This window comes from Phormidium sp. FACHB-592, from assembly GCF_014695795.1.
In the GTDB taxonomy this organism is placed as follows: Bacteria; Cyanobacteriota; Cyanobacteriia; order Leptolyngbyales; family Leptolyngbyaceae; genus Stenomitos.
This window is the reverse complement of the sequence record NZ_JACJOZ010000103.1, coordinates 15,685-41,652: the sequence shown is the minus strand read 5'-3', so window position 1 is coordinate 41,652 and position 25,968 is coordinate 15,685. Positions and strand designations below refer to the sequence as shown.

18 protein-coding genes are annotated in these 25,968 nt (G+C 49.3%); 10 read left to right on the top strand and 8 right to left on the bottom strand.

The genetic code is table 11. From position 1 onward, the window contains the following. The first annotated feature begins 283 nt into the window (after positions 1-283). Positions 284-4,942, top strand: a complete 4,659-nt coding sequence (locus H6F86_RS26930; RefSeq protein ID WP_190453140.1) for a glutamate synthase-related protein — start codon at positions 284-286, stop codon at positions 4,940-4,942. Positions 4,943-5,316: 374 nt separating this feature from the next. Here the strand turns inward: H6F86_RS26930 and H6F86_RS26925 are convergent, their stop codons facing one another. Further along, the gene (locus H6F86_RS26925) at positions 5,317-7,074 is read right to left on the bottom strand and encodes a bifunctional pantoate--beta-alanine ligase/(d)CMP kinase (RefSeq protein ID WP_190453138.1); all 1,758 of its coding nucleotides are present in this window, start codon (positions 7,072-7,074) and stop codon (positions 5,317-5,319) included. Positions 7,075-7,256: 182 nt separating this feature from the next. Here H6F86_RS26925 and H6F86_RS26920 point away from each other — a divergent pair, with 182 nt between their 5' ends. Continuing rightward, positions 7,257-8,006 (top strand): ferritin-like domain-containing protein, encoded by a 750-nt coding sequence (locus tag H6F86_RS26920; RefSeq protein WP_190453136.1) that lies wholly within the window; start codon positions 7,257-7,259, stop codon positions 8,004-8,006. A gap of 130 nt (positions 8,007-8,136) precedes the next feature. Continuing rightward, positions 8,137-9,027 carry an alpha/beta fold hydrolase gene (locus H6F86_RS26915; RefSeq protein WP_190453132.1) on the top strand — a complete coding sequence of 297 codons (891 nt, stop codon included), beginning with the start codon at positions 8,137-8,139 and terminating at the stop codon, positions 9,025-9,027. Positions 9,028-9,090: 63 nt separating this feature from the next. Here the strand turns inward: H6F86_RS26915 and H6F86_RS26910 are convergent, their stop codons facing one another. Next, entirely contained in the window at positions 9,091-9,927 is an 837-nt protein-coding gene (locus tag H6F86_RS26910) for a carbohydrate ABC transporter permease (RefSeq protein ID WP_190453129.1), read from the bottom strand. Between the two features lie 309 nt (positions 9,928-10,236). Between H6F86_RS26910 and H6F86_RS26905 the strand changes: the two genes are divergently transcribed. Then, positions 10,237-10,932: an aldehyde oxygenase (deformylating) gene (locus H6F86_RS26905; protein ID WP_190453126.1), complete on the top strand. Its 696-nt coding sequence runs from the start codon at positions 10,237-10,239 to the stop codon at positions 10,930-10,932. A 324-nt stretch (positions 10,933-11,256) separates the two neighbouring features. Then, entirely contained in the window at positions 11,257-12,276 is a 1,020-nt protein-coding gene (locus H6F86_RS26900) for a long-chain acyl-[acyl-carrier-protein] reductase (RefSeq protein ID WP_190453123.1), read from the top strand. A 179-nt stretch (positions 12,277-12,455) separates the two neighbouring features. Here H6F86_RS26900 and H6F86_RS26895 read toward each other — a convergent pair whose 3' ends face one another. From H6F86_RS26895 to psbB, 3 genes are all read right to left on the bottom strand, one after another. Further along, positions 12,456-13,058 carry a GNAT family N-acetyltransferase gene (locus H6F86_RS26895; protein WP_242033718.1) on the bottom strand — a complete coding sequence of 201 codons (603 nt, stop codon included), beginning with the start codon at positions 13,056-13,058 and terminating at the stop codon, positions 12,456-12,458. A 241-nt stretch (positions 13,059-13,299) separates the two neighbouring features. After that, positions 13,300-13,395: a photosystem II reaction center protein T gene (locus H6F86_RS26890; RefSeq protein WP_190453120.1), complete on the bottom strand. Its 96-nt coding sequence runs from the start codon at positions 13,393-13,395 to the stop codon at positions 13,300-13,302. Between the two features lie 134 nt (positions 13,396-13,529). After that, positions 13,530-15,062 (bottom strand): photosystem II chlorophyll-binding protein CP47, encoded by a 1,533-nt coding sequence (gene psbB, locus H6F86_RS26885; protein ID WP_190453115.1) that lies wholly within the window; start codon positions 15,060-15,062, stop codon positions 13,530-13,532. A gap of 528 nt (positions 15,063-15,590) precedes the next feature. On the opposite strand from psbB, the gene H6F86_RS26880 reads away from it, so the two are divergent. Then, complete coding sequence (locus tag H6F86_RS26880; protein WP_190453112.1) at positions 15,591-15,896, top strand: 2Fe-2S iron-sulfur cluster-binding protein; 306 nt, start codon at positions 15,591-15,593, stop codon at positions 15,894-15,896. A 226-nt stretch (positions 15,897-16,122) separates the two neighbouring features. Continuing rightward, positions 16,123-16,239 carry a photosystem II reaction center protein PsbM gene (gene psbM, locus H6F86_RS26875; protein WP_190453109.1) on the top strand — a complete coding sequence of 39 codons (117 nt, stop codon included), beginning with the start codon at positions 16,123-16,125 and terminating at the stop codon, positions 16,237-16,239. 217 nt (positions 16,240-16,456) lie between these two features. Here the strand turns inward: psbM and H6F86_RS26870 are convergent, their stop codons facing one another. Next, positions 16,457-16,822, bottom strand: a complete 366-nt coding sequence (locus tag H6F86_RS26870) for a hypothetical protein (protein WP_190453106.1) — start codon at positions 16,820-16,822, stop codon at positions 16,457-16,459. A 431-nt stretch (positions 16,823-17,253) separates the two neighbouring features. Between H6F86_RS26870 and H6F86_RS26865 the strand changes: the two genes are divergently transcribed. Both H6F86_RS26865 and H6F86_RS26860 read left to right on the top strand, forming a co-directional pair. After that, positions 17,254-18,084 (top strand): photosystem II manganese-stabilizing polypeptide, encoded by an 831-nt coding sequence (locus tag H6F86_RS26865; RefSeq protein ID WP_190453103.1) that lies wholly within the window; start codon positions 17,254-17,256, stop codon positions 18,082-18,084. 612 nt (positions 18,085-18,696) lie between these two features. Continuing rightward, entirely contained in the window at positions 18,697-19,473 is a 777-nt protein-coding gene (locus H6F86_RS26860; RefSeq protein WP_190453100.1) for an RNA polymerase sigma factor SigF, read from the top strand. A gap of 108 nt (positions 19,474-19,581) precedes the next feature. Here H6F86_RS26860 and H6F86_RS26855 read toward each other — a convergent pair whose 3' ends face one another. Then, positions 19,582-20,802, bottom strand: coding sequence for an acetate kinase (locus H6F86_RS26855; RefSeq protein WP_190453096.1), 1,221 nt, complete (start codon positions 20,800-20,802; stop codon positions 19,582-19,584). 46 nt (positions 20,803-20,848) lie between these two features. Continuing rightward, positions 20,849-24,124 carry a PAS domain S-box protein gene (locus tag H6F86_RS26850; protein WP_190453091.1) on the bottom strand — a complete coding sequence of 1,092 codons (3,276 nt, stop codon included), beginning with the start codon at positions 24,122-24,124 and terminating at the stop codon, positions 20,849-20,851. 535 nt (positions 24,125-24,659) lie between these two features. On the opposite strand from H6F86_RS26850, the gene H6F86_RS26845 reads away from it, so the two are divergent. Then, complete coding sequence (locus tag H6F86_RS26845) at positions 24,660-25,886, top strand: S-layer homology domain-containing protein (RefSeq protein WP_190453088.1); 1,227 nt, start codon at positions 24,660-24,662, stop codon at positions 25,884-25,886. The last annotated feature ends 82 nt before the right edge of the window (positions 25,887-25,968 follow it).

The following is a 25,968-nucleotide window of genomic DNA, read 5'->3' as shown; positions in this document are numbered from 1 at the left end:
AGCTGCTAACAGGCTAGTAACCGGGTTGTAGTGCCGACTGAACGAAAGGCGATTGGCTAGCCTTCGTAAAGCACATATTCTATGTAGAATCGGATTGACGCTACTGATTGATATTTTCTTGTTGAGTTGGAGCGCTCGCCCGTTCTGCTCAATTTTGAAGTTTTATCCTTAAGATCTTTTGACATTGCTCCTACAACTACAAGTGCGAGATCAGCGATACGTACCAGATCAGCGCTGCTGAATACCACTACACCTTTTATCAACAAACGAACCGGGCCATCTCATGGATAGAACAACTGTGAATCACGATCAGAATCAGGGAACGGGTGTGTACGCTGGTCAGCCTTGGTTGGTAGAAGAGCGCGATGCTTGCGGTGTAGGGTTTATTGCCGATCAGCAGGGGCGTGTCAGTCACGCATTGATAGAAAAAGCGCTGGCAGCACTCACCTGTTTGGAGCATCGAGGTGGCTGTAGCGCTGATCAGGACTCTGGGGACGGTGCTGGTTTGATGACGGCTCTTCCTTGGGATTTGTTGCAGCAATGGCTCGCGGATGAAGGCATTCAAGCTGCTACACCTGCCCAGATTGGAGTGGGAATGGTCTTTTTGCCAGCGAAGGTAGAGGCAGCCGCGAGTGCCCGCCAGGTTATGGAGCGGATTGCCGTTGAAGAAGGCTTAACCGTTTTGGGGTGGCGAGTTGTGCCAACGCTGCCTGAGCTTTTGGGTAAGCAAGCGCGTGAGAACTTGCCTCAAATTGAGCAGGTTTTGGTGCAGTCTGAGCAGCAAGGTGAGGCACTGGAGCGGCAACTTTATCTCACCCGTAAACGTGTTAATAATGCCATTCGGGCAGAAATAACTGTTTCTGCGCTGCAAACTACGTTTGATGACTTCTATTTCTGTTCGTTTTCAAGCCGCACGATCGTCTACAAAGGCATGGTGCGATCGGCTGTGTTAGGTGATTTTTACACTGATCTGAAGAACCCAGCGTATAAGAGTACTTTTGCGGTCTACCACCGTCGCTTTAGTACAAACACGCTACCGCGCTGGCCTCTCGCACAACCGATGCGGCTACTGGGTCACAACGGCGAAATCAATACGCTGCTGGGTAACGTTAACTGGATGGTAGCGCGGGATGCAGATCTGGCTCACTCCTGCTGGGGCGATCGAATTGCCGACCTGAAACCCACCGTGAATCTTGACAACAGCGATTCTGCCAACCTGGACAACGTTTTTGAACTCCTGGTGTGGTCGGGTCGCAGTCCACAGGAGGCACTGATGATCATGGTGCCAGAAGCATATAAAAACCAGCCAGATCTAGTCAACTATCCTGAAATTACGGACTTCTACGAATACTACAGCGGTATTCAGGAACCCTGGGATGGTCCTGCGTTGCTGGTGTTTAGTGACGGTAAGGTTGTCGGTGCGACGCTCGATCGCAATGGCTTACGTCCTGCTCGCTACAGCATCACACGCGACGGCTACATTGTGGTTGCCTCTGAGGCAGGCGTTGTGGATTTGCCCGAAGCGGACATTATTGAGAAAGGTCGTCTAGGTCCAGGTCAGATGATCGCGGTCGATCTGGAGACGCACGAGATTCAAAAAAACTGGGAAATCAAGCAGCGGGTTGCTAGCGCGAAGCCTTACGGTGAGTGGCTCAAGCAAAACCGCTACGACCTCAAGCACGAGCCATTTGCCGAGAATGTGCCGTACATTCCTACTGGAAACCTGCTGCGCTATCAGACTGCCTTTGGCTACACGGCAGAAGACGTAGAGATGATCATCCAGGAAATGGGCGCACAGGGCAAAGAGCCAACCTTCTGCATGGGTGACGATGTACCACTGGCAGTGCTGTCTGCCAAACCACGCTTGCTGTACGACTACTTTAAGCAGCGCTTTGCTCAGGTAACGAATCCGCCGATCGACCCTCTGCGTGAAAAGCTGGTTATGTCGCTGGCAATTCAACTAGGCGAACGAGGCAATCTGCTTGAAGCAGGTGCGAAGTACGCCCATTTGCTCAAGCTAGAGTCCCCTGTTCTAAGTGATGCAGAACTGGATCAGATTCGCCAATCTGGATTTGAAACTGCTGAGCTTTCGACGCTATTTGAGCTTTCACAAGGACCCGATGGTCTACAGCGTGCGGTGACAGCACTTTGCCAGAAAGCTACAGAAGCCGTTCGCACAGGCAAGAAAATCTTGATCTTGAGCGATCGCGCCGTTCAACCTGGTAGCCCCAGCCTGAGCGAGGATTACACCTATATTCCGCCACTACTGGCGATCGGGGCAGTGCATCATCACCTGATTCGTCAGGGCTTGCGGATGAAAGCCTCGCTGATTGCGGATACTGCCCAGTGCTGGAGTACGCACCATTTTGCGTGCCTGATTGGCTATGGCGCGAGCGGCGTTTGTCCCTACCTAGCGCTAGAAACGGTTCGCCAGTGGTGGACTGACCCTAAAACCCAGAGCTTTATGGAACGGGGCAAGCTGAAGGCGATTACTCTGTCTGCGGCTCAAGGCAATTACCGCAAGGCGATCGAAGAGGGGCTACTCAAAATCCTGTCCAAGATGGGCATTTCGCTACTGTCGAGCTACCACGGTGCCCAAATTTTTGAGGCGATCGGCATTGGTGGTGACTTGTTGCATCTAGGCTTTGCGGGTACAGCTTCACGGTTGGGCGGCTTGAGCATAGCTGATCTAGCGCAGGAAGTAGTTTCGTTCCATCAGCGTGCGTTTCCAGAGCTGCATATTAAGAAGCTGGAAAACTATGGCTTCGTCAACTATCGTCCTGGCGGCGAATATCACATGAACAGTCCGGAAATGGCGAAGCATCTGCACAAAGCTGTGGCAGACAAGAGCTATGACCACTACACACTGTACAAAAAATACCTAGACGATCGTCCTCTGACGGCGTTGCGCGATTTGCTAGATGTGAAAAGCGATCGCCCCTCCATTCCTTTAGACGAGGTGGAACCTGCTAGTGCGATCGTCCAGCGCTTCTGCACGGGCGGTATGTCGTTAGGAGCCTTGTCACGCGAGGCACACGAAACGCTGGCGATCGCTATGAACCGCATTGGCGGCAAATCTAACTCTGGTGAAGGGGGCGAAGATCCGACTCGGTTCCTGGCTCTCGACAATGTGGATGAGAAGGGGCTTTCGCCGCAGTTTCCTCACCTGAAAGGATTGCGGAATGGTGATACCGCTAATTCTGCTATTAAGCAGGTCGCTTCCGGTCGCTTTGGGGTGACGCCAGAGTATCTCATAAGCGCCAAACAGCTTGAAATCAAAATGGCGCAAGGCGCGAAGCCAGGAGAAGGGGGGCAGCTCCCTGGACCTAAGGTGAGTCCATATATTGCGATGTTGCGTCGATCGAAGCCGGGTGTCACGTTGATTTCCCCACCTCCGCATCACGACATTTACTCGATCGAGGATCTGGCTCAGTTGATCTTTGACCTGCATCAAATTAATCCTGAAGCGCAGGTTTCAGTCAAGCTGGTGGCAGAAGTCGGCATTGGCACGATCGCGGCAGGCGTGGCAAAGGCAAATGCCGACATCATCCAGGTTTCGGGTCACGATGGCGGTACAGGTGCCTCGCCGTTAAGTTCCATCAAACATGCGGGTAGTCCGTGGGAACTGGGATTAACAGAAGTGCATCGGGTGTTAATGCAAAACCAACTGCGCGATCGCGTTGTGCTACGGGTTGATGGCGGCATCAAAACAGGCTGGGATGTGCTGATGGCAGCGCTGATGGGTGGCGAAGAGTTTGGCTTTGGCTCCATTGCGATGATTGCGGAAGGCTGCATTATGGCGCGGATCTGCCACACCAACGCTTGCCCGGTGGGGGTTGCCAGCCAGCGCGAAGATCTACGCAAGCGATTCCCTGGGATGCCGGAGCAGGTGGTCAATTTCTTCCTCTTTATTGCCGAAGAAGCTCGATCGCTGCTAGCAAAGCTGGGTTATCGCTCCCTGCATGACATTATTGGTCGTGCTGACCTGCTGAAGGTGCGAGAGGGTGTAACAATCCCCAAAACCCACAGACTAAATCTCGATTGCCTGACGCAACTGCCTGATACTCGGGATGATCGCACCTGGCTAACTCACGAAACTGTCCACAGCAATGGTTCTGTTCTAGATGACCAACTGTTGAGTGAGCCAGACATTCAAGCTGCGATCGCTAACCAGACCAGCGTGACTAAAGATCTGGAAGTAGTGAATACGGATCGGACGATCGGCGCACGCATTGCAGGGACGATCGCACGTCAATACGGCAACAGCGGTTTTGGCGGACATCTTACGCTCAACTTCAAAGGCAGCGTGGGTCAAAGCTTTGGAGCTTTCAACCTTCCTGGTATCACGCTCAATTTAGAAGGCGAAGCAAACGACTATGTGGGCAAAGGCTTGCATGGTGGCGACATAGTGATCGTGCCACCTGCGGCTGCAACCTATAACCCCTCCGACAACGTCATTATCGGCAATACCTGTCTATATGGTGCAACGGGCGGAACGCTTCTAGCGTATGGTCAGGCAGGTGAGCGCTTTGCTGTTCGCAACTCCAAGGCGCAAGCGGTCGTTGAAGGTGCTGGGGATCACTGCTGCGAATACATGACGGGCGGCGTAATTGTCGTACTGGGCAACACTGGACGCAATGTGGGTGCAGGGATGACAGGCGGCTTGGCGTACTTCCTGGATGAAGACGGCAGCTTCCCCACCAAAGTCAATCCAGAAATTGTGAAAGTCCAGCGGGTGATCACGCCTGCCGGAGAGCAACAGTTGAGAGCGTTGATTGGGTTGTATGTCGATCGCACCGGCAGCCAAAAAGCCAAAACTATCCTGGCAAACTGGTCTGAGTACTTGCCTAAGTTCTGGCAGCTTGTGCCACCGTCTGAAAAAGACTCACCCGAAGCTAACCCCGAAGCTGTAACTGAAAAAGTGCTAACCCCCGTCCAGTAACACAGTCAATCATTTCTAGACTGAAAATCACCAGTAGAGTCGGTTATGCTTCGCAAGCTTACTCTACTGGTGATTGTTGTATTTATGGAGAAGCTCATGGCTCTGACATAGAGCTTGAACAAGATTATGGATGCTGGATTGCAGAAGTAACTGACTCGTCAGGCGTTCTTGCTCATGGATCAAGCGGTGAAGACTCACTAATACGAGTCAAAGCTTTAGCGCTTCGTGTTTTAGCTAACCGTCTTAAACATGGTGAAAGCGAAGCAGAGTTTAGTCATGTAGTGGTTCTGGCACTCGCCCCTCACTACGAACTACTGTTTGCAAAGGTGCGATCGATTCAAAAAGATCGATCGCGCCTCATTCTGGGCTGGAATTTATGCGTTGATAATTGCTCGTTCCTGGTAAAGCTGCACAATGCGATCGACTACTTCGGCAATACTAAGATTGTCCGTTTGGATCTCGATCGCATCCTCTGCTTGACGTAGGGGAGCCAGCGCACGGGTGCTGTCTTTGAGATCGCGATCGTAAATTGCCTGCTCTAGTTCATCCAGGCTAATGATGTCCTTGCCCTGATTTTTCAAGTCCTGCTGTCGTCGGCGTGCCCGTTCTTGCACTGAAGCCGTCAAGAAAAGCTTGAGTTCTGCGTCAGGAAAGACATATGTGCCAATATCGCGACCATCGATCACAATGCCGCCGTTTTTTCCATAACGACGCTGTTGACGCACCAATTCGTTGCGAACAATCGGCTGCGCGGCGATCGCAGAGACCTTTGACGTTACCTCTAGGCTCCGAATCGCCTGCGTCACATCCTGACCATTAACCGAGACGTTGATGGCTCTAGATTGCTTCTCTATGGGCGTTGGCTGAGCATCAAGCTCAATCTCACACTGGCTAGCCAATTCTGCAATGCTGGGCTCATCGTCAATAGCAACCCCAGACTCTAACACCAGCCAGGTCAACGCACGATACATTGCCCCTGTGTCCAAATACAGCAGATCGAGCCTTTGGGCGACCTGGCGAGAAACAGTCGATTTGCCAGCACCAGCGGGACCATCGATCGCCACAATCGGCTTACGGCTCGACAAAAGAATGTTGTCAATCAGGCGAGTCGAACCAAGACGACCCGCGATCGCCAGTAAGCCACTTTCCTCAATCATCTCTAAAGGCTCCAACGTTGATGGATGAACTAATTCGATATACTCTGGCACGATCGCCGTTACAGGTTCCAGTATTGCTTGCACTGTCTTAAGCAATGCCTCGACAGATCGTTCGCCTGCCCGAAACGCTTGTTCAGCCTGACTCAGCCCACGGTAAAGCGCTGCCGCCTGTGCTTTCTGCTCTGGGGTCAAATACTGATTCCGCGAACTGTACGCTAGCCCACTCGGTTCACGCACAATGGGGCAGCCGACGATCGCCACGGGCAAATTCAAGTCCTCAACGAGCCGCCGAATAATTGTCAACTGTTGCGCGTCTTTCTGCCCAAAATACGCTCGCTGTGGTTGCACAATATTAAGCAGTTTCGTCACGATCGTTGCTACGCCTTGAAAGTGCCCTACCCGCGATCGACCACATAGAACAGACAGCATTGCTTCAGGCGGCACCACTTGAGTGGGTGAGGAGTAAGGAGTGAGGAGTAAGAGGGAAGCGTTTTGAGCGTTAAGTTGTGAGTGTTGTGTAGTCTTCGGTATTTCAGAAGTGCGAGACGTTCCCGAAGGGAATCTTTTGTGTTCTAGCTCCCGACTCTCAACTCCCGACTCCCGGCTCCCGACTCCCATCTCCCCTGCACTTGGCGCAAAAATCACATCTACCCCAGCTTGCTCACACAATGCCTGATCTTGTTCCAGCGTCCGGGGATACTGCTGAAAATCTTCAGTCGGTCCGAACTGAAGTGGATTGACAAAAATACTCACTACAACCAGTTGATTCTCTTGCCGTGCCTTCTGGATCAGGCTCAAATGTCCTACATGAAGTGATCCCATTGTCGGTACTAACCCGATAGAAACACCTGCTGCGGAAATTGGTTCACCGATGACCGCGGGATCGACATTTGTGCGATCGGAGGAGAGATGTTGACCGGAGCGATAGCGGTTGAGATAGCAACGCAAGCCAGCAACGGTTTTAAACAAACGCACCGTAACCCCCAAAAATGACTGATATTTGGTTGAGAAAGCAAACGCCTCACACCCCAAAGCTGACCACTGTTAAGCCTATCAACAAGACTGCTGCGGCTGCTACTCAAATTAGTAGTTAACGCCTCTGCCTCTTTTGACGAAGAACGTTAGGATGTCGTCTGTAAGCACGTTCTCACACAGCTATGAACTTTCTCACCCAAGTGTTACATCTGGTTGGTTCTGGTGCTGCCGCGTTTATCACTGCCCGTAATATGCGCGACCCGCTAACCCGTCCAAATACTCTGGCAAGCTTGCAGCTAGCAGAATCCGGCTCTGTGCCGTTTTTAGAGACGTTGCGCGATCGTGCGGCTACTGAAGGCGATCTTTGGCTGGCAGAGAAGCTGACCCGTCATGCTAACGATGAGCGTCGTCATGGTCAAATCTTTGCCCATGCCCTGAGGCAACTTAATAAGCAGGTCATTGATTTTAAGAATACGCCTAAATCAGTAGAAAAAGCCGGTGAGCCAAAGCGCAACCCGTTCTTTGATGCCTATTTTGAGGGCTATACCTCAGCAGAGCTAAAACCAGAGGCGATCGACTGGATTGCCTTTCTAGCAAGCACATACATTCTAGAACTGGATGCTAGTAAGGACTTTGTGCGTATGGCAAACGTGCTACCGGAGGATGAGCCTGTAAGCGCCAACCTCAAGAAGGGTATTTTGAGTGTCGCCAGTGACGAAACGGGACACGCTGCCTATTTGCGAGAAGCGCTTGAGCGACGTTTGACCGCAGGTGAAGTCGATGCCGTCATCGACACTTGGCGTACGCGTAAAGTAAACGCTATGCTCGCGATGATTAGCAATTTCATTCAAAAGAGTGGTAAATCCCCCTCCCTTGTTCAGGATGGTGTGCCAACCGAAATGTCAGAAGCCCCAGCAGCACTTGCAGCCTAAAGAAGCAGGCGAAAGACCATCTGTAGGGACGTCATACCTAACCTCCCTACAGACAAAAGCTAACTCCTGAAAGCTTTCAGCGATAGGCATCACGCTAAAATGTTGAAGGTGATTCTGATTTCCCTAAATAATGCAAGCTCCTCCACTTTCGCCACCAAAGCCTGGTCAATATTGGCAGTGGCAACAGCAGCCGATTTACTATGTCAAAGCTGGCACCCGTCAAGCAGAACGTCCGCCCCTGCTGCTGATTCATGGGTTCGGTGCGTCTACAGACCACTGGCGCAAGTCGATCGCTGGCTTGAGTGAAGACTTTGAAGTTTGGGCGATCGATCTTTTAGGCTTTGGGCGATCAGCAAAGCCCGATCGAGCTTACAGTGGCGATCTATGGCGCGATCAGCTTCACGACTTTATTACGCAAGTGATTGGTCAACCCGTTGTCCTTGTAGGCAACTCTTTGGGCGGCTATGCTGCTCTTTGCGTCGCTGCTCAACGTCCTGAATCCGCAGCCAGGTTAGTGCTTATCAACAGCGCTGGACCGTTCACAGACATTCAGGGCACGACTAAACCTGACCCTATACGCGAGGTTATGGGTAAAGTTGCCCAAACGTTGTTTCGTCAGGATTGGGCAAGTTTTCTCTTGTTCCAGTATGTGCGCCAAAAAACACTGATCCGCAAGACGTTAGAGAACGTTTACTTAGATCAAACGGCTGTAACAGACCAGCTCGTCGAGGAAATCTATCAGCCCTCCTGTGATCCGGGTGCGCCTAAGGTGTTTGCCTCGGTCTTCCGCACGCCTCAAGGTGAAAAGGTTGATGTGTTACTGGGTCAGCTTACTTGTCCCTTGCTGATGTTATGGGGTGAAGCTGATCCTTGGATCAACGCTAGAGAGCGGGGCGAAAAGTTCCGCCAGTATCATCCGCAATTGACTGAGTACTATCTCCGTGCGGGTCACTGTCCTCACGATGAGATACCTGATCAAGTGAATGAACTGCTGCGATCGTGGGTCAACACTAGCCTCTAAATAGTGGTTTTTAAGTAGTCGTGCCTCTAAGGACGTTACGTGTGAAGTCCTTAGAGGCAATCTTCAATTCTTGATGCCCGTGGTCGCAATGCCTCGAATGAACTGGCGCTGACCCAGCAAGAAAAGCAGTACGATCGGCAGCGTAGCAATCACAACCGCTGCCATGAGCAACGACCAATCATTAGTAAATTGCTCTTGAAACTCTGCCAGAGCTAGTTGCACCGTTTTTAGCTCTGGACGTGTGGTAAACACTAACGGTTTAAACAGATCATTCCACTCGCCAATAAAGGTAAAAAGAAAAAGTGTGGTCAAAGCCGGTCGGGCAAGCGGCAGCATAATGCGCCACAAGATTTGCAGCCGACTTGCACCATCAAGCGCTGCTGCTTCCTCTAGCTCGATCGGAATGGTCTGAAAGTATTGTCGTAGTAGAAAAATGCCAAAGCCGTTGGCGATCGTTGGCAAAACCAGCGCACCGTAAGTATTGATCAAATGCCCCCACTTTAAGACTAGAAAAATGGGGATCACCAACATCTGAAACGGAATTACCAATGTTGCCAGCATGATGAGTAAAAGCGCCTGCCTGCCGCGAAACTGCAAGCGTGCCAGCGCATAGCCTGCCAACGCAGAAGTGACAATTTGCCCACCTGTAACTACTAGTCCTACAACAGTAGAATTTACAAACGCCAGCAGAAAGCTCCCTTGAAGCCATGCCTGACGATACGATTGCCAAGACCAACCAGAGACTTTGCCAGCCGTTGCAGGCGGCAAAAAAGAAGTCGCTGCCACAATGCCTAACGGCAACAACACAAGCCCAGCACCTAATACCAGCAAAAGGAAGCTGATCAAGGCAAATATGCTGGAACCATTTGCTGGTATTGAACGGACGGTTTCTGGTGGCATAACGTGAGAGAAGAACGCACTGGCACTATGTAGGCACACCATTCGATCAGCGTAATCTACGGATTCTCAGCTCTAAATGTGCTCTTTTTTACTGAATCTAATGTAAACAGACGCTGATAACGACTCTGAATTGCGATTTCCCCACATGGGAACTGAATCTTCCGTTAATTAGTCAATTCCCTTACAGGAAAGAGCTAAAGTGAGATAGGCACGAATTTTACACTTTCGTTGCATTGCGCCAAATTTCTTACCATAATCGTCCCAACGCCGAATCAGTATCGGCTGCATTCCTAAGGAGACAATAGACTTATGCCGCAGCTTGAGGCAAGTGCAGCAATCGATTTTTACAGTGAAGTCTACAAAGATGCCTACAGCCGCATTAACGCGATTGTGATTGAGGGTGAACAGGAGGCAAACGAAAACTACATTAGGCTGGCTGAATTAATCCCTGATCAGAGCGAACAGTTATTCAGTCTAGCGAAAATGGAGAATCGCCACAAGAAAGGCTTTGAAGCATGTGGACGCAACCTCAAGGTCACACCTGATCTAGACTTTGCTCGCCAGTTCTTCTCCAAACTACACGAAAATTTTCAGGCTGCTGCTGCCCAGGGCAACATTGTGACCTGCTTACTGATTCAATCATTGATCATTGAGTGCTTTGCGATCGCCGCCTACAACATCTACATTCCAGTAGCCGACGATTTTGCCCGCAAAATTACTGAAGGCGTGGTTAAAGACGAATACAGCCACCTCAATTTTGGCGAAGAATGGCTGAAAGCTAACTTTGAAACCGCTAAAGCAGAACTGGAAACGGCAAACCGCCAAAATCTTCCTCTAGTTTGGCAAATGCTTAATCAAGTAGAAAAGGATGCTCACGTACTGGGCATGGAAAAAGAATCGCTTGTAGAAGACTTTATGATTCAGTACGGTGAAGCACTGGAAAATATTGGCTTTACCACTCGCGAAATCATGCGGATGTCTGCTCTTGGTCTTTCTGCTGCCTAACGTTGTAGCCAGTGTGGGCTGAACACTTTGATCCTACTCATGTATCTATAAAGTGTTTTTGCTGCAATCCATCTGCTACTTAATAGCAATGGCAGCCAGCCCTCAATGATATTGCTTGCTCTAAGCAGCAGTAATTTACGGGAGTTAGTGGCGATCGCTACTAACTCCTCTCAGCATAAGTGATTGATTCCATCACTCTTTCAAATCGGTACTGGCTTATCTGCTAATAGATGAGTCATTCTAGGCAGTATCTTCTAACACGCGTTAGTTAAAAGATGCTCATCAAGCTACTTCCATCAAATTCTTAAGTTTGCAGAGTCGTTCATGTTTGGTTTAATTGGTCATCTCACAAGCCTAGAGCACGCTCAATCAGTTGCCGAAGAATTAGGGTACCCCGAATACGCTAACCAAGGTCTTGATTTTTGGTGCAGTGCCCCGCCCCAGATCGTCGATACTATCAAGGTTACAAGCATTACGGGTCAGACTATTGAAGGTCGATACGTCGAATCTTGCTTTCTACCAGAGATGTTAGCTGCTCGTCGTATCAAGGCTGCTACTCGCAAGATTATTAATGCAATGGCGCACGCCCAGAAGCATGGGATCAACATCACTGCACTGGGTGGATTTTCCTCCATCATCTTTGAAAACTTTAACTTACAGCAGGTTCGGCAAGTACGGAATGTGATGCTGGAGTTTGAGCGCTTTACAACCGGAAATACCCACACTGCATATATTATCTGCCGCCAGGTTGAGCAGGCATCAAAGGCACTGGGTATTAATCTTTCTACCGCTACTGTTGCTGTGTGTGGCGCAACCGGAGACATTGGTAGTGCGGTCTGTCGCTGGCTTAACACTCGCACAGATGTGGCTGAACTCTTACTGATTGCTCGTAACCAGGAACGCCTCCAAGCGTTACAGGACGAACTGGGCCGCGGCAAGATTATGGGTTTGCAAGAAGCCTTGCCTCAAGCAGATATTGTTGTCTGGGTCGCCAGTATGCCGAAAGGTGTGGAGATTGACCCGGCGACCTTAAAACAGCCTTGTTTGCTGATTGATGGTGGCTATCCAAAAAATTTAGCAACCAAAGTTCAGGGGCCAGGTCTTTGTGTCTTAAATGGAGGCATTGTCGAGCATTCTCTGGATATTGATTGGCGCATTATGAACATCGTCAATATGGATGTTCCCGCTCGCCAGCTTTTTGCTTGTTTCGCCGAGTCCATGCTGCTTGAATTTGAGAAATGGCACACTAACTTCTCCTGGGGGCGCAACCATATCACGGTTGAAAAAATGGAGCAGATCGGGCAGGTCTCTGTGAAACACGGGTTCAGACCGTTACTTGTCTAGCACGATCGTACCTTCCACCATTGAACCGTATCGCTTATAGACATGCCAAGCCTGGTCAAAAATGAGTTAACACGGCTCGTTTTTCCAGGCTATTGTCTGTTGTTTTAGTTTTAATGGTGCTACTTAACTAAGGTTGAGAAAAGAGCAAGCGTGAGTGTTGCAAAACGTTCGATCGTTGGTCACTGCAAGATAGCATCCGCCGTTTGAGAAAAAGGTGCCGCCAAACGCTTGTGTAAAAGTAATCTTCGCGGCTGCTGAAAAAGCCAACCGCGCCAAAAAGGATCAGCTTGCATCACCCGATAGCCTGCCTTCTCGTACAATCGCCTTGCCTGATGGTTGTCTTCTAGCACATGCAGGTAGAGGTCTTGAAAGCCGCCCTCTAGAGCGATCGACTCACATGCCCCTAAGAGCTTTTGTGCCACACCTCGCCTGCGCACGTCCGAGTATACAGCCAAATTTGAAACATACGGGTAAGGCAGACTGCGAAACTGAAAGGGGCTAGTTGAACGAAAGGTAATTTCCACCGTTCCTACCAGATCGCGTCTCGCAGTCGCCTCACCCGTAGATGGCAAGATCACAGCCACAAGACACACATAATCTGATGCCGAAGACGAGCGTAAACGATAGCGCAGATCTTCGTACACGCCTACTCGCAAAAGCGGAAGAAACCAGCGCATGAAGCCAACATTCGGATAAAAGCTATCTGAAAGAAGCTCAACGAGAGCAGCCAAATCCTTCAATTGGGCAGCGCGGATCGAGAGGCTCAGCGGGTTAGAAGACAATCCGTACGTTGGTGGCTGACTACAGTTCAAAAGCAAATATAGAACGAAAAACTTAGCGATCACTACTTTACAGCTAAAAGAACAGTCACTCCTTTGTTCTAAACGCTAGAAGCCAGGAGTAGTCCGTACTTTTTCTGAATCTTGAGCTAAAAATAACTGAATTATCAAACTAATATAGGCACCACTTACATAGCTATTGCAACTAAAGTCATTGCAATAGCTACGCAAGGAAGATTTCAAACTATTTGCCAATGCGGGGGGGTTCACGAAAGGCGATCGCAAAAAAGAGCACGCCTAGCGCCAACGTAATAATCAAAATGTAAGCAACGCTTTCCATACCAAAAAATCTCAACCTCTTTGCAAAACCAGTCTGTCGACCTAACCATAAAAGGGGCTAACAGTCTCTACATGATGATCGATAATGGTCAATCTTCAGCAGATTCAGTTGTAGCCCCTTAATTCTACGAACGCCTAAACGGCTTCTTTGCGGCGAGTACTCTTATCACCGAGCTTCTGATAGAAGCCCCACTCTACTTGCTCTTCGGAGAGGTCTGGATCAACACCTGCAAACACATCCCGGAAGATGGTACGAGTGCCATGCCAGATATGACCAAAGAAGAACAGCAGCGCGAATACTGCATGACCAAAGGTAAACCAACCACGAGGGCTAGTACGGAATACACCATCAGAATTCAGCGTCTCACGATCGAACTCAAATGGTTCACCCAGTTGGCTCGCACGTGCATAGCGCTTAACAGTGGCAGGATCTTTAAACGTTTGACCGTTCAATACCCCTCCGTAGAAGCTTGCTGTCACACCGTTTTGTTCAAAGCTGTACTTAGACTCTGCTTTGCGGAACGGAATATCAGCACGCACAATGCCATCTTTATCAGTCAGGACAACTGGAAAGTTCTCAAAGAAGTTAGGCAGGCGGCGCACTGATAGCTCTCGCCCTTCGCTGTCTTTAAAGACTGGATGACCCAACCAAGCCTGAGCAATGCCATCACCTTTGTTCATTTGACCCGTGCGGAACAAACCACCCTTCGCAGGGCTATTGCCAACATAGTCGTAGAAAGCAAGTTTCTCAGGAATCGCTGCATAGGCATCTACTAAGCTGCTTCCATCAGCAACACTTGTCTGCACGCGACGATCGATCTCTTGCTTAAAGAAACCGCTATCCCACTGATAGCGCGTTGGACCAAACAATTCGATCGGTGTTGTTGCGCTACCAAACCACATCGTGCCAGCAACGACGAACGCTGCAAAAAACACTGCTGCAATACTGCTAGAAAGCACTGTTTCAATGTTCCCCATCCGCAGCGCTTTGTACAAACGCTCTGGGGGACGAACACTCAGGTGAAAAAGACCAGCAATGATGCCAACAATGCCTGCGGCGATGTGATGCGCCACAACCCCACCTGGGTTGAAAGGATTAAACCCAGCTGGACCCCATTCAGGCGCTACAGGTTGAACGCTACCAGTTAGACCGTAAGGATCAGATACCCACATACCAGGACCAAACAGTCCTGTTAGATGGAAGGCACCAAAGCCAAAGCAGAGCAAACCAGACAAAAACAAATGAATGCCAAACATCTTTGGCAAATCAAGCGCTGGCTCACCAGTACGAGGATCTCTAAAAAGCTCCAGATCCCAGTAAACCCAGTGCCAGCAGGCTGCTAGAAACAACAGACCGGACAGGACAATGTGAGCAGCCGCAACACCCTCAAACGACCAAAAGCCAGGATTAACTCCTGTCTCGCCAGTGATGCTCCAGCCACTCCAAGAGCCTGTGACACCCAACCGTGCCATAAACGGCATAACAAACATCCCTTGACGCCAGATCGGATTGAGAACTGGGTCACTCGGATCGAAGATCGCAAGCTCATAGAGAGCCATGGAACCTGCCCACCCTGCCACAAGTGCAGTGTGCATCAGGTGCGTTGCGATTAGCCGACCTGGATCATTGATAAGAACAGTATGTACTCGGTACCAGGGTAGTCCCATTGACTACGCTCCTCCTTGTGAATAGCTCTAGTTCGACGTATTCCTAAACATTTTTTAAAGCGCCAGACATTTAGTATCTCTACCAAGTCTGAGGCTCATTCAACCTCACGCTTCTCAATCTGGCTCTTAATTCGGCGGTCTGACAAGAGCTAGATTGCAGCCCACCAGCGATGTTTGTGAAAATGAAGACGTACAAAGAAGTGTAACCAGTGTGAGAACCGATTGCAAGCAAAAGAGGGTTATGCCAAAGTTTTGAGCAAGCCAGGCATAGTCTTGTAAACTTACGTAACAGCAAGGCGTTGAGGCTATCAAATGTTACCGAAGTTTTAGGGACGTAGATGAGGTTTAAGGAATGGTATTAACGTCCCCAAACTTTTGGCTCTAGCGTACACAGCGTACGGTCTCTATCTTCTTAATAATGTTCTGCTTCTAGCTGAATGCAGGCACCAAGCCCAATTGGTATCTTCTGCTCACAACCATATCTCCCTGTAATCACCACAGCTACTTTTTGTAAACGGAATCTAAGGCATGACAACCATTAAGTTTTTGAAAGAAGATCGTGAAGTCGTTGTGGCAGATGGTGCAAACCTTAGACTAAAGGCAATCGAGAACCGCATTGACATTTATACCTTTGTGGGAAAAATGACCAACTGTAGTGGCTACGGTCAATGTGGCACGTGCCTTGTCGAAGTTGTTGAAGGCATGGAGCATCTTTCGCCCCTCACCGACACGGAAAAGGTCAAACTGAAGAAGAAACCTCCTACCTATCGGCTAGCGTGTCAGGCTCTAGTGAATGGTGATGTAACTATTAAAACTAAGCCTTCTACAAAATGAAGGCTTTTGAACTTGGAGTGCGATCGCCCTAAACCCAAACGCCTTTCTGCTTCAGAAACCATAGTGTGCGCTTCTTACAGAATGACTGCTTAAACAGACAGAATGACTACTTAAGTAGAGCGTTCTTACCGATCAACGTGTAGTTCGTTCACAACCCTATTTTCAGTCAGGAAGATCGCACAGTGGTATCCTGTTAGTGTCGATGCAGCGCTAGTCGGGTAATTTTATGCAAGTCAATGAGTTAGGGTTTATTGCAAGCATCCTATTCGTGCTGGTTCCAGCAGTTTTTCTACTCATCCTCTACATTCAGACGGCAAGCAGAGAAACCAATAAAGACTCTTAAGAGTGCCATCTGGCAGTCTTTGAATTCATTCGCAAAGTGCTAGGAGCGACAGTTCTTGGCACTTTGTGTTTTGATTGCTGTTGCGACTGGTGTTACGCATGCAGCGTCGGTTGAGATTAGTTTGATCGTTTGTGCAATCGACTGAGCCTACTGCCTTCTGTTTATCTTTGGGTGTGGTTGCACTGGCAACAAGCAACTGTTGCATGAACACGGGTGCTTAAAGGAGCGTTTCATCATCGCCTGCAAGAGGAATAAAGCTGGCAAAACTTGATGCTGGGTCTTTAACCGCTGTGTCTTGAAAATTGCTTAGTAATGACTGTAGTTTCATGCGGTGGATATAGGGCCAGCCACCAGACGCTTCAATATCCTTTAGTAAGCTGTAGAGTGCCTGACGATTATCAGGTAGAGAATCCTGAAATAGGCTATCACGGATCTCTTGATGCAAGCCTTCTAGCAGCCTCAGTAAAGACAACAGGGCTAAATTATCACCTTGACGGTCACGGGCTACCTGCCGAATAGTCTCAGCAATGGACTGGAGACTAGCTTCAAAATGCTGTGCCTTAACACAATCGCGATCGCTCATCAAAGTAAAATCCCTAAACACTACCTAATCATCTAGCTAGTATCTGACATTAGTCCGTCAAGTGCATCACCTGCCATCCTGCCCTTTAATGCTAGTAGCTGCAACTGCTGGTATTAAGTGCAACTGTCAGCGCTAACTTTATTGTGTAGATCAAGTAAAAGCTACATTGCCGTGTAAAATTCAGAATGAAGTCTTAGTTCGATCGTGTCTAGGAATTAAGCCTTCAGTAAGGCAGAGATATACTTCATCCTGTCTCACTGAAGACTTGGGGCATGCTCCCAGAGATTTAGGTACTGGGTTCTAGTAGAGTCTTCTTGCCTGTTGTCACAGTTGTCGCTAAGGCAAGGCTCCCGTCTTAATGGGTGAAGCTCGTTAAGATTCAGCTTTTGGTTTCATTGTCAAAAAATATTTACGTTGATATTGAGGTTTTCATGAAGTACCGCGCTTTAACCGTTGCACTTCTGGCATTATGCGTCAGTCTAATGACTGTTTTTTCTACGCCCCCCGCTTTTGCTAGAGAAGCCCTAACGTACGATCAAATTCGAGGCACGGGCTTGGCTAATAGTTGTCCAGTGCTAGAAGCAACATCTCGTGGTTCAATACCGATCGAAGCTGATAAGTCCTACACACTTACCTCTCTTTGTTTGCAGCCAACGAGCTTTCTCATCAAAGAGGAATCTACAAACAAACGGCAAAAAGCAGAATTTGTTTCCGCTAAACTAATGACCCGCTACACATCTACTATTGAGTCGGTTGAAGGCAAACTAAACCTAAACCCTGATGGTAGTCTTACGTTCGTTGAACAAGATGGTATTGACTTTCAAGCCATTACTGTGCAGCTTCCTGGTGGTGAGCGCGTTCCGTTTTTGTTTACCATTAAGAGCTTAGTCGCCACTACTCAGCCTGGGTTAGGTAGTATCAGTACTGCTACTGACTTCGAAGGCTCGTTTAAGGTACCCTCTTACCGCACGGCAAACTTCCTTGACCCAAAAGGTCGTGGTTTGACTGCTGGTTATGGCAATGCGGTCGGTCTTCCTGCTCAGGGAGATGCTGAAGAATTAGCAAAGGAAAACACAAAGCAGTTTCAGCTTGATAAGGGTCGAATTTCGCTCCAGGTTGCCAAGATTGACAATGTAACAGGCGAAATTGCCGGCACTTTTGAGAGTGAACAGCCATCCGAGACAGACATGGGTTCTAAAAAACCCAGCGACGTCAGGATCAGTGGTCTTTTCTATGCTCGTGTTGAACCAGCGGCGGTCTAAGCTTTGAAAGCTTGTTCCTGAGTCTTAGATGAAGCGGGTTTTCACTTCATGTTGCTAATTGATCTACTTTTTAGGGGGCATAGAGCCCCTTTTTTTGAGCTTTTACATTACACTTTTTTACTTGAAATTCTGCTTAACGGTAAATAAGGGATCTGTATCTATAACCAAAAAAAAACACAATGAAAAGTGCTGCTGCTTTGCCTTTCCGTAGAATCAACGTTGTAGTCGTATAATTTCAGGAAGTCGATTCTTTGCCGAAACTCCAACTTGTAACAGTATTGCAACCGCTAGTGAACAACCAGTGATGAGCCGCTTTGACTTTATTATCAGATCCGTAAAAATGCCGTTGCTGTGAATCTGTGTGAACGAATAGTGTTAATCAACAGCAGTAGAACGTCAGCACACCAACTTGGTTTCTCAGAAAAAACTCTGAAGGCTCTGGTCGCTGGAGTGCAGTTCAACTGAAGTCATTGAGTTCTTTAGTCGAATGGTTAGTTGTTTGCAAGACCCATTCCTAGAGTGATTTTTCCGCCCAGTGTGCCCTGCTGAACATCAACTAAGACGGCGTTTGATTCTTCCTGATATCACTTGCTCTACCGACTGAAATTCGTCATGCTAACGACAGTAAACTGTGAATTGAAAAGCGAGAGTTTACAACTTTTGCGGGTCTATCAACAATCGCCCTGTCCTCAGGTGCGAAATCAACTGGTTGAACTTAACATTGGTTTAGTTAGAAAGGAAGCGCATCACTGGATTCACCAGTGTACTGAGGGTTACGAGGATTTGCTACAGGTTGGCTCGATCGGTTTGATTCGGGCAATCGAACGTTTCGACATCTCAAAAGGGCACGCTTTTAGTTCCTTTGCCATTCCCTATATACGGGGTGAGATTCAACACTATCTGCGCGATAAAAGTCCTTCTGTTCGCATTCCCCGACGTTGGCAAGCGCTTGAACGGCAAGCAGTCCTAGCAGTACGTGATTTGCAGGTCAAGCTGAAGCGTCAACCCATCGACTCAGAAATTGCAGTAGCGATCGATATCACATTGGCTGAGTGGCAAGAGATTAAACTGGCTTGCCGTAACCGTGCCATTCTTAGTCTAGATGCACCCGTCCGGGATGAAGACGAAGGAGCATCGTCACTAGGGGAATTAGTACCGGATACACAATATCGCAGCTTCCAACTAGCGCAAGAAGACCAGTTGCGCCTACAGCAGTCGTTAGTGCAACTAGAAAACCGAACGCGTGAAATCCTAGAGTTCGTCTTTCTCCACGACTTGACCCAAAAAGAAACTGCCGAGCGTCTTGGTATTAGTGCTGTTACGGTTTCTCGTCGGGTTAAAAAGGGACTAGAGTCGCTCCAAAAACTGATGGTTGGGTCAGAAGACTAACGTCAGTGTTTGATCAACATACTTTTGTCTTTAGCTGGCGTTTAGGGCGCAACCTTTCATAGCAGAACGTAACCCAGTTCAACAGCGTATCGCTGCGCTTTTACTGGTTCATGCGTTCTTAGTGTGTAAATGCCAACATTCCTGAGCGATCGCCCAATCTTCTTGAGTGTGAATGACAAGGACACGGACTGTTGAGTCAGACATCGCAATGTCTTGGTCAACGGGTGTCTGCTGATTCTTTTCTAAATCTAGCTTGAGCCCTAGAAAGCTGAAAGCTTCGCAGGCAGCAGCCCTCACTGCCGATGAGTTTTCGCCAACCCCAGCAGTGAAAACCAGTGCATCTAGTCCGCCTAGGCTAGCTAGCATGGCTCCAATGTAAGAGCGCAGCCGATGAATGTACATAGCAAACGAAAGTTTGGCACGCTCGTTGCCTGTGGCGATTGCAGCTTGGATTTGGCGCAGATCGCTTGATACACCGGAAATGCCTTTCAAGCCTGAGTCTTGATTAAGCATCTGGTTAAGCTGATCTGCCGTGTAGCCCTCTTGACGTAGTAAGTAGATTAAGATGCCAGGGTCAATGGCACCCGATCGACTGCCCATCATCAGACCGTCTAATGGCGTAAAACCCATAGTCGTATCGATGCTGTGCCCTTCACGAACGGCTGCTAGCGAACAGCCATTACCCAGGTGACAGATAATCAACTTTAGGGCGGCAGGATCAGTCTGTAGAATTTGTGCGGTACGGTGCGTGCAGTATTGATGGCTGATGCCATGAAAGCCGTAGCGTCGCAAGTCCTTAGTAAGCCATTCGTAGGGAATGGGGTAGGTAGCCGCTTCTAAAGGCATATGGGCATGAAAGGCAGTGTCGAAAACAGCAACTTGTGGTGTTGAGGGCAAGACGCGCTCAACAGCTTCAATACCTTCCAGGTTGGCAGGGTTATGGGCAGGAGCAAGCACGGCTAGTCGAGCGATCGCTGCCTTTACTTCATCAGTTACGTAAGTGCTAGCGAGATACTCCCGTCCACCATGAACGACCCGATGTCCAACGGCATCAATTTCGGCAAGTGTTTCGATCACTTTTGTTTTGCCTTGCCAGAGCGTAGCGAGCAGATGGGCAGTGATGGCAGGGCGATCGTCTGCTGGCAGTGCTTCTTCAAGGACTGCTCCATGAGCTGTTTTGACTTTAATTTCAGCAACATTCTGCTGATGCGTCCAATCGACGTGAGCATCCCAAAGCGGTGGCTGTGGCTCAGAGAGTTTGTCCTCTGTTAGATCATAGAGACAGCTTTTTTGGCTGCTTGATCCAGCATTTAGCACGAGTATTTTCATGAAAGGCTCAAGTAAATAACAAGGTTAGAAGTCTTAGCCATGCTGCTTAAGCTGCTAGCGGTAGGGTAAACCAAAAGGTTGCACCCTGCCCAGGCGCACTAATTGCGCCAATCTGCCCACCATGAGCTGTAATGATTTGCCGACAAAGATAAAGACCTAAGCCGATACCAGTTGAACGACGGGCGCGTGTGCCACGAGTGTAACGGTCAAAGAGGGAATCACATTCGTCTGGGGTCATACCGACTCCATTGTCTTGCACACTACAGCGGATCATGTCACTGGCGATCGTTGCCTCTAGCGTTAAATGTAGTCCGGGTGGATTATGCTTCAACGCATTGGTAAGGAGATTCTCAAACACGCGCCGCAGCATCGTGGAATCAGCAGTAACCAAAGGGAAGGCAGCGGAAATTTGATTGTTCAGCGTTGCCTGGTTCTCAAGCAACAGCGGCTCTAGATCATCGACGATTGCGCGTACTAGATTGCTTAAGTTGAGCTGTTCGCAGTGCAGATTAATGCCCCAAGTTTCGCTGGAGTGTGCTTCTAGTAAGGAGTTGATCATACTAAGTTGACGGTCGCTGCTTTGCACCATCCGCTCCAAAATCGAGCGTTTAAGCACAACCGTATCGCCTGGTTTCTGCTGTAGGTTTTTGAGTACCATCATCGTGCCCATGATGGGTGTCCGCAGATCATGAGAAACAGCATTCAAAAAGTCGTCTTTGGTTTGACTAAGTTCCTGAAGTGCCAGCATGTTTTGTTGGAGTTGAGCTGTACGTTCCTGCACCTGTTGTTCCAGGCTGCTAGCAAGGGTTTGCACTTGATGGTACAGCTCTGCCTGCTGAATCGCGATCGCCACTTGCACTGCCAATTGCTCTAAAAGCTGAGTCTCGAAAGCTGTCCAGTGACGGGGGCGGTCACACTGATTGGCAACCAGTACACCAAAGAACTCCTCGCCGAGGATAATGGGCACTCCCAGGCTGGCTTGAATGTGGCAGCGCTTGTAATAATCTGCCAATAGGGGTGATACGGTTGCGGTTGCAGTATCGTCGATCGCTTGCACCTGTCCTTGAGCAAACAGCGCTCGAATTTCGCGCAGGTAGATGTCATCGGCAATCCAGGTAAGAATTGACCCCCATTCGGCTGCGGCAGATTCTGCAACAACTTTGCCATGCCATGCTGCATCAATTTGACCGATGAAGACGCGATCGACGGTCAGAAATTGACGAACTTCGGCTACGGTGGTCGTAAGAATTTGATCGAGATTGAGCGATCGCCGAATGCGGAGAGCGATTAACCCTAGCAGACGATCGCGGTCAGCATTTGCCTGTAGCTGGGCGATCGCGCGTTTGCGCTGCGTAATGTCGCGCACAATTGCCAGTACCTCATCTTTACCACTCACAACCAAGCGGGCTTCGTAGTCACGCAATTCGCCTTGGTTACGTAGTTGATACTCAAAAATCTGGATTTCGCCCGTTGTTAGCGTGCGTGTAATGTATGCCATCCGCTGCTCCGCCGTTTCTGGAGGTAGCACTTCGTAGATGGTTTTGCCGATCATGTCACTGGCTGGAGTGACAAAGTCATTCTCTTGCTCGGCTTTGCAGTCTAGATACATACCGTCCCGACGGATGCGGAACATCATGTCGGGGATTGCATTTAAAAACGCCAGGTTGCGTGCTTCACTGACTTGGAGGGCTTCTTCCGTGCGTTTGCGATCAGTGATATCGAATGAAACCGTGAGCAGGCAGGAAACGCCTTTAAGGCGAATGATTTCTGCAGAGAGGAGTGCTACGCCAATTTCACCCGATTTGCGACGGAATTTTATTTCTAAGTTACGAACTGAGCCACACTCTTGAAGCATTTGCAGCATGGTGGCACGTGCTCCTAAATCGACCCAAATGTTTAAGGCGGGGATTGTAAGCCCAATGATCTCTTCCCGCTGGTAGCCTGTAATCTGTAAGAAGCTGTCGTTAACGTCGATGACGCGCGATAGGGGAGCGGCTTGTAAGGTTGTGAGGGTCATTGCAGTGGGGCTACGCTGAAAGACGATCGAAAATTTTTCCTCGGATTCGCGTAGTGCTTGTTCCGATCGCTTCCGTTCGGTGATGTCTAGAATGTAGCCTTCGTAATGGGTTACGTCTCCCGCTTCGTTGTAAATCAAGCTACAAAAGTCATAGACCCAGCGAACGTCTCCATCCGCCTGTACGATTCGGTAATCTTGTTCAATAGCGGTTGCTTTGGCAGCGACGCTTGCCGCCACTTCAGTCTCAACTCGAGTCGCATCATCCGGGTAGATAATATCGCCATAAAGGAGTTTGCCAGACGTGAATGTCTCTGGCTCGTAGCCAAACTGATGCACATTGGCAGACACATACTCAACTGGGAAGCCCGTTTCTGCTCGCCAGCGAAAGACAACCACTGAACCTGACGCAAAGAGGCGACGTTCACGATCGCTGGCTTGCTCTGCCCGTCTACGCTCCGTTACATCCGTTAAAACTGACAGGGAGCGTAGGGTTGCCCCGTCTGAGTCTCGCTCAGCGATCGCAGACAGCAACACGTCCATGATTTCGCCGTTTTTCTTCACAAATTGATAGGGTACGTCAGTACACAGACCAGTGCTGAAGTAGGCTGGCAGTACAACTGTTTCAGCATAATGACGTGAGGCTGGAGTCATAAACTCTACGGCTTTGCGCCCCAGTACCTCACTGCGTGTGTAGCCGAGTGACGAGAGCCAGTGCTCGCTGACGCTGATTAAACAATCGCGGCGATCGGTCGATTGGAGCATTGCGGGTGTGTTGTTGTAGAGCGAGCGATAGCGATGCTCCCGCTCGCGCAGTGCTGCTTCTGCACGTTTGCGATCGGTAACGTCACGCTCAATACCAAGTACTTCTCCTGCGCCACTCACAACTAACCGCACTTCGTAATCCCGCTGTTCTCCAATCTGTGAACCTCGGTCGTGGGTAAGCTGATACTCCAGCGTTTGCAGAGTGCCAGAGTCAAGGGTACGGGCGATCGCGTCTAAACAGCGCTGGGCGATCGCGTCAGGGAGAAATTCCCGCAGATTGCTACCGACAACGGTTTCGCGGCTAAACCCGTACTCGGCATCCTCTGCTGTGCCCTTGAAGTCCAGGCTATCGCCTTGTCGATTAACCAAAAACACGCGATCGGGCAGTGCCTGCAAAATGGCTTTGTACCAAATATGAGGTGGCTCTGGTTCTGGTTCTGGAGACTTCAAATATTTCGCCAGAATGTTTTGAAGCCGCTCAAATGCCACCTCATCCCGGCAGCAGTCCCGCATTGCCTGTAAGTCCACCGTGTCAAGAATCATCGCCAATTCCTGCAAGTAATGCTACGTTCTATCCCTATCGTTGAAGCACTTGGGGCATGGAAGAGAAGGATGTGTGGGAGTTGTTCCTACTCACTAGTTCTCCTGCCCTAACCTAAATGACTGTTGCTATGTCGCTTCAGTTACATCTTCCTGGTAAAACAGAGAGTGCGATCGTTTTCAAAGGAAGAATTTAAGCCTCTTGAATCGTGCTGGGCTAATTTCAAGCGCTTGCTCGTCGCTTGCGCCAACCATACGAGGAAAATAATCGTGCGTTTAGGCGCTGAACAGGTATCATCACGGCTACTTAGGGCAAAATGCTTTGCTGATTGTCTGTGACTTTAAAGGCAACTAATGGCATATCCATGCGTCTCTAAGTGTAGAAGAAGGGAAATAAATCCCGATCGTGATAGCCGCAATCACGGTCTTTTTGCTGAAAATCGGCATATTTCGCTGTCTTTTTCTTTCTGGAACCTTCAAACTCGCTGAAGGTCTATAAAACTAACGAATCGTCAATGTATCTTTGGAGAACTTTCTTATGTCTTATGTCAATGCGTGGAAATCTGGGACAGCCATTTTAGTTGCTCTCGGTATGGCTACGGGCACGGTTGCACCGATCGTGATCACTGCTCCTGCCTCTGCCCAAACCGCCTTTCCAGACGTGCCTTCGAGCTACTGGGCAAGCGGGTTTATTCAAGCACTCGTCAACCGCGGCGTTATTGCTGGGTTTCCTGATGGCTCGTTTCGTCCTGAAGAACCCGTAACTCGTGCTCAATTTGCCGCCATTGTTAGCAAGGCCTTTAACAGACAGCCTGTCCGCCAACCTGTGCAATTTACTGATATCCCGGCTGGCTTCTGGGCAACAAATGCGATCCAAGCAGCATATACAACTGGCTTTTTGGCAGGCTATCCCGGTAATGCCTTTAGACCAGACGAAAATATTCCCCGTGCCCAAGTGCTGGTGTCGTTGGCGAACGGATTGAACTATGCTGCCACTGCTCCCGTCGATAGTGTTCTAGTAGCATATAGCGATGTAGCCAACATTCCTGAGTACGCTCGTCCTAGCATTGCTGCCGCTACTCAACGGCAGATTGTCGTCAACTACCCTGACGTCAAAACCCTAAACCCAAATCAAGCAGCCACACGTGCCGAAGTTGCAGCGTTTGTCTATCAAGCACTGGTGAGTGCTGGGCAAGTGTCAGCCATTAATTCGCCCTATATTGTTGGCGCAGTACCACAAGGTGTACGCATTCCGGCTGGAGCATCGATTCCTGTGCGCTATGAAAGAGCTGACAGGATTTTGCTGGCTCGAAATGAACCGAATCCTGTTCCTGTAACCCTTAAGGTGTCGCAGAATATTGTGGATGCTCAAGGCGCAGTGCTGATTCCGGTCAATAGCGCCGTGGTTGGGCAACTGCAAATAGCTCAGGGAGGCGCTCAATTCGTTGCTAGCCAGATTGTCTTGCCAAATGGTACTGAGCTTCCTGTGAGTGCTAATTCTGAAGTTATCACCCGGACTGAGAGTGTAAGTAGAGGGACGAATGTTGGTAGATTGATTGGAGGTACTGTTGTAGGGGCAGGTGCTGCGGCTGGTATTTCTGCTGTCACGGGCGATCGCGTCATTAAGGCTGAGGAGGTGCTTCCTGGTGCCGCTGTTGGTGCACTGGCTGGCTTCTTTCTTGGTAGGGATAAGGTGGATCTGATTGCCATTAACCCCAATACGGATCTGAACTTGACGCTTGCGTCAGACCTTGTGATTCGTTAAGAGCAAGACTACGGGTTGAAGCTCCACAGATTGAAGCTCCATTGATTGAGGCGATTCTGTTGGGGTATAGCATAGCTGTACC